Source organism: Rathayibacter sp. AY1C6 (genome assembly GCF_002931535.1).
In the GTDB taxonomy this organism is placed as follows: domain Bacteria; phylum Actinomycetota; class Actinomycetes; order Actinomycetales; family Microbacteriaceae; genus Rathayibacter.
In genome coordinates, this window is the sequence record NZ_PSWC01000047.1 from 1 (window position 1) to 3,888 (window position 3,888).

The following is a 3,888-nucleotide window of genomic DNA, read 5'->3' on the forward strand; positions in this document are numbered from 1 at the left end:
CGACCGCCCCCGCCGGTCCCTCCTCCGCACCGCCCTGATCGGGACGACGACCGCTCTGCTGGCCGTCCTGGTCGCGGCGGCGCTCCTGTTCCACGCGTCCGGCGGACGCTGGTTCATCGTGCAGACGCCCTCCATGGGCACGGCCGCCCCGGTCGGCACCCTCGTCCTCACCGAGCCGACGGCCCTCGAGGACGTCCGGGTCGGCGACGCGGTCAGCTTCCACCCCACCACCACGCCCGACGAGACCTACACCCACCGGGTCGTCGAGATCGCCGACGACGGCACGCTCCGCACCCAGGGCGACATCAACGGCGCCGTCGATCCGTGGGCCACCGGCCAGGACCAGCTCATCGGAGTCGTCACCACGGCGCTGCCGGTGCTCGGCTGGCTCGTGCGCGGCCTGCCGCTGCTGATCATCGGCGCCGTCCTCGTGCAGCTGCTCACCCGCTTCATCGCCTCGCCCACCCAGCGGGCGTCGATGCGGATCCTCGGCCTCTCGCTCGTCGCGTCCGTCACCGTCTTCGTGCTCCGCCCGCTGGTCGGCATCGTCGTCCTCGAGGCCACCGTCGACAGCGGCACGACGAACGCCACGCTCGTCTCGACAGGCGTCCTCCCCATCCGCGTGAGCGCCGAGGGTGCCGACCCCGTCGACCTGGTCTCCGGACAGGTCGGCCGCCTGCAGATCCCGGCGCACGACGGAGACGCCTACGCCCTCTCCTCCGCTCTGCACCTGCCGTTCTGGGGCTGGGTCCTCTTCGTCCTGCTCTGCGCGATCCCGGTGCTCTACACGGTCTTCGTCGGCCTCCCCGGGGAGCCGGAGCGGACCGCCGAGCGCGGCCGCCGCGCCGCCCGCGAGGAGGAGACGGCATGAGCCGGCACCGCCTCTCCGCCGCCTCACCGGCCGCGCGGCTGCGCACCCTCCTCGCCCGCCCGAGGTCTGTCGTCGCCGCCCTCGCCGCCGCCGCCCTGGCCGCCGTGCTGCTCACCGCCCCGGCCACCTCCGGCGCGTACACCGCCTCGATCCTGAACTCGACCAACACGGTCGGCAGCGCCGCCGCGTTCTTCACCTGCGACGGCGCCCTCGCCGCCGACCGCGGGGCCGCGCTCTTCGCCTACACGCTCGCGCAGCCGAGCGGATCGACGACCGCGCCCGACACGGACTCCGGCCAGTACCCGGGCACCTACCGCTCCACCAGCCTCTTCCCGACCGCGATGGTCAGCTCCGCCGCGACGCCCAAGGCCTGCCCGCGCGACGCGGGCGGCTCGTGGACGCCGAACGGCACCAACCAGTACCTGAGCACGCCGCTGGAGATCAGGAACCCCGGCACCTTCAGCACCGAGATCTGGTTCAAGACCACGAACGCCGGCGGCAAGCTCTTCAGCTTCAGCGCGGGCGCCACCGCTCCCGGCGGCCAGTACGACCGCCACACCTACATCGGTGCCGACGGCAAGCTCGTCTTCGGCGTCTACAACGGCGCCGCGCAGACCATCACGAGCACCCGAGCCGTCAACGACGGGCTCTGGCACCACGTCGTCTCCACGCTCTCGCCGACGGCGGGCATCGCGCTCTGGGTCGACGGCGTGAAGGTCGCCTCGAACAGCACGTACCGCACGGCCGAGAACACGACGGGCACCTGGAAGATCGGATACGACAGCCTCGGCGGCCAGTGGCCGAACGTCGGCTCCTCGTACTTCGGCGGGAGCCTGCGCTACGCCGCGGTGTACTCGACGGTCCTCACGCCGGAGCAGATCCAGACGCACTACGCGGCAGGACGCTGAGCGAACGGCCCGGTAGGCGGCGCCTCCGCAGCCCTAGGGTGAGCGGATGAGCATCCCCGCCCTCTCGCGCCGCGCCCGCTTCCACCAGCGGTTCCTCGTGGAGGAGCGCGTGATGGCCCCGGAGGCGCGCCGCGGCCTCGACCGGGCCGGCTTCGGCCTGATCGGCGTCGGCATCGTCCTCTTCGCGGCCTTCACCGCGCAGGTCGCGAGCGGCACCGGCCTCACCGTCCTCGATCCGCTCGTCGCCGAGTGGTTCCGCGAGAAGCGCTCCGCCGAGGGCACGGTCGTGATGGACGCGCTCGCCACCGTCTTCGGGCCGGTCTACCTGCCGGTCATCATCCTGGCGGTGCTCGTGCTCTGGTTCGTCCTCGCCCGCCATCTCTGGCGGCCGATCCTCCTGGCCGGCGGCATGCTCGTCGGGATGCTCAGCGTGCAGCTGGCCGCTCACCTCGTGATGCGGATGCGCCCGCCGGTCGAGTACATGCTGCTCGGGCCCGACGGGACCTTCTCGTTCCCCTCCGGCCACGTCACCGGCGTGAGCGACTTCTTCCTGATCACCACGTTCCTCCTCGCCTCCCGCCGCTCCTCCCGGAGCTGGATGATCGGGGGCTTCGCGCTCTCGCTCGGGATGATCGCCGGCCAGATCGTCGCCCGGCTCTACCTCGGCTACCACTGGCTGACCGACACGCTCGCCTCGGTGTCGCTCGCCCTGATCGTGCTCGGCTCGGTGATCGTCATCGACACCCGCCGGACCGCGGTCGTGCGGGGCGACGCGGGCTGACCGGCGGGGCGGCTCCCTCTGCGGCGAGGAGCCGGCCGCGGGAGCAGGCCCTGTCGTCAGCCCCGGTCGGCCGGATCCTCCCCGGTGATGATCGGCACCGGCTCCGTCACGCCGATCGTGCTGACGATCGGGACGATCCCGGTGCGGGCGAACGGCTCCTCGGCGGGAGCCGCCGGCTCGGCGGGCAGCGGTGCGGGGTCGACCGCGGCCGACGCCGACGGGTCGGACGCCGTGAGGCCGGATCCGCTGCCCGACGCCGTGGCGTCCTGTGCGGTGTCAGCCTGCCCGGCCTCGGCGCCGTCGGGGTAGAGGACGTCGGCGGCGAGGGCCTGCTCGATCCCGCGGTCCCGGCGGGTCCGGGCGCGGACCGGCGCCACCGCCCGCACGATCGGGGTGCGCAGGCGGCGGTAGGCGATCCGGCCGAGCGTGACTCCGCCGGCGAGGCCCAGCGCGATCATGCCCGCCTGGAGCAGGAGCTCGATCCCGGCGCTCGGGCCGGCGTTCGAGGTGAGGCCGAGGACGCCGCGGTAGAGGGTGAGGCCGGGCAGGAGGGGGACGATCGCGCACGCGGTCGTCACCACGGCGGGCACCCGCATCCGCTCGGCCAGCATCTCGCCGAGCAGGCCGATCGCCAGCGCCGGGAGGGCGTTGGCCATGAGCGGCGCGAAGCCCGAGGTGGTCAGCGAGTCGGAGACGAGGAACGCGCCGGCTCCGGTGAGGGCGGCGATGAGCGCGGGCCGCGGCGGGGTGTGCGACGAGAGCGCCCAGGCGCCGGCCGCGACCCCGGCGCCGAGCACCTGCACGGCGGCCGGCCAGGGGCGGGCGTAGGAGTCGACCAGCACCAGCTCGACCCCGAGCGAGCGCGCGCCGTCGAGCACCACGGCGATCCCGACGACGATGCCCAGCGTCAGCAGCCCGACCTCGAGCAGTCGGCCGCCCGCCGTGATCGGGAACCCGTTGATCGCGTCGTCCGCCGCTCCCACGAACGAGAGCCCGGCGAGGAGCACGACCACCCCCGACGCGACGACGAGCGCGGGCGGCAGAACCGCCAGCTCCACGGGCAGCCGCGGCACGACCGCGAGCAGCACCACCGCCACTCCGGTCGCCAGCGCGGCGCCCGCGATCTGCTGGAAGAAGGCGGGCAGGCCCCAGCGGGCGAGCAGCTGATTGACCAGGTCGATCGCGGCGGCCGTCGCGGCGGCGAGGAGCACGACGAGGGGTCCGCCCCCGAGCAGGAGCGCGACGCCCGCGGCCATCAGCGCGAGCGTGAGGGTGACGACTCCGCGGCGGTAGCGGTGCGGCTGGACGAGGATCGCGTCGAGCCGGTC

The 3,888-nt window shown here is 74.0% G+C and carries 4 protein-coding genes; 3 read left to right on the forward strand and 1 reads right to left on the reverse strand.

The genetic code is table 11. The features are described 5' to 3' along the window. From C5D36_RS16965 to C5D36_RS16460, 3 genes are all read left to right on the forward strand, one after another. A partial coding sequence (locus C5D36_RS16965) for a S26 family signal peptidase (RefSeq protein ID WP_104296291.1) occupies positions 1–871 on the forward strand: 871 nt, incomplete at its 5' end. Beyond that, complete coding sequence (locus tag C5D36_RS16455; protein ID WP_104247132.1) at positions 868–1,779, forward strand: LamG domain-containing protein; 912 nt, start codon at positions 868–870, stop codon at positions 1,777–1,779. The genes C5D36_RS16965 and C5D36_RS16455, both read left to right, overlap by 4 nt. Positions 1,780–1,825: 46 nt before the next feature. Then, entirely contained in the window at positions 1,826–2,560 is a 735-nt protein-coding gene (locus tag C5D36_RS16460; RefSeq protein WP_104296292.1) for a phosphatase PAP2 family protein, read from the forward strand. Positions 2,561–2,616: 56 nt separating this feature from the next. Here C5D36_RS16460 and C5D36_RS16465 read toward each other — a convergent pair. Continuing rightward, on the reverse strand, positions 2,617–3,888 hold a 1,272-nt coding region (locus tag C5D36_RS16465), incomplete at its 5' end, for a threonine/serine exporter ThrE family protein (RefSeq protein ID WP_146083759.1).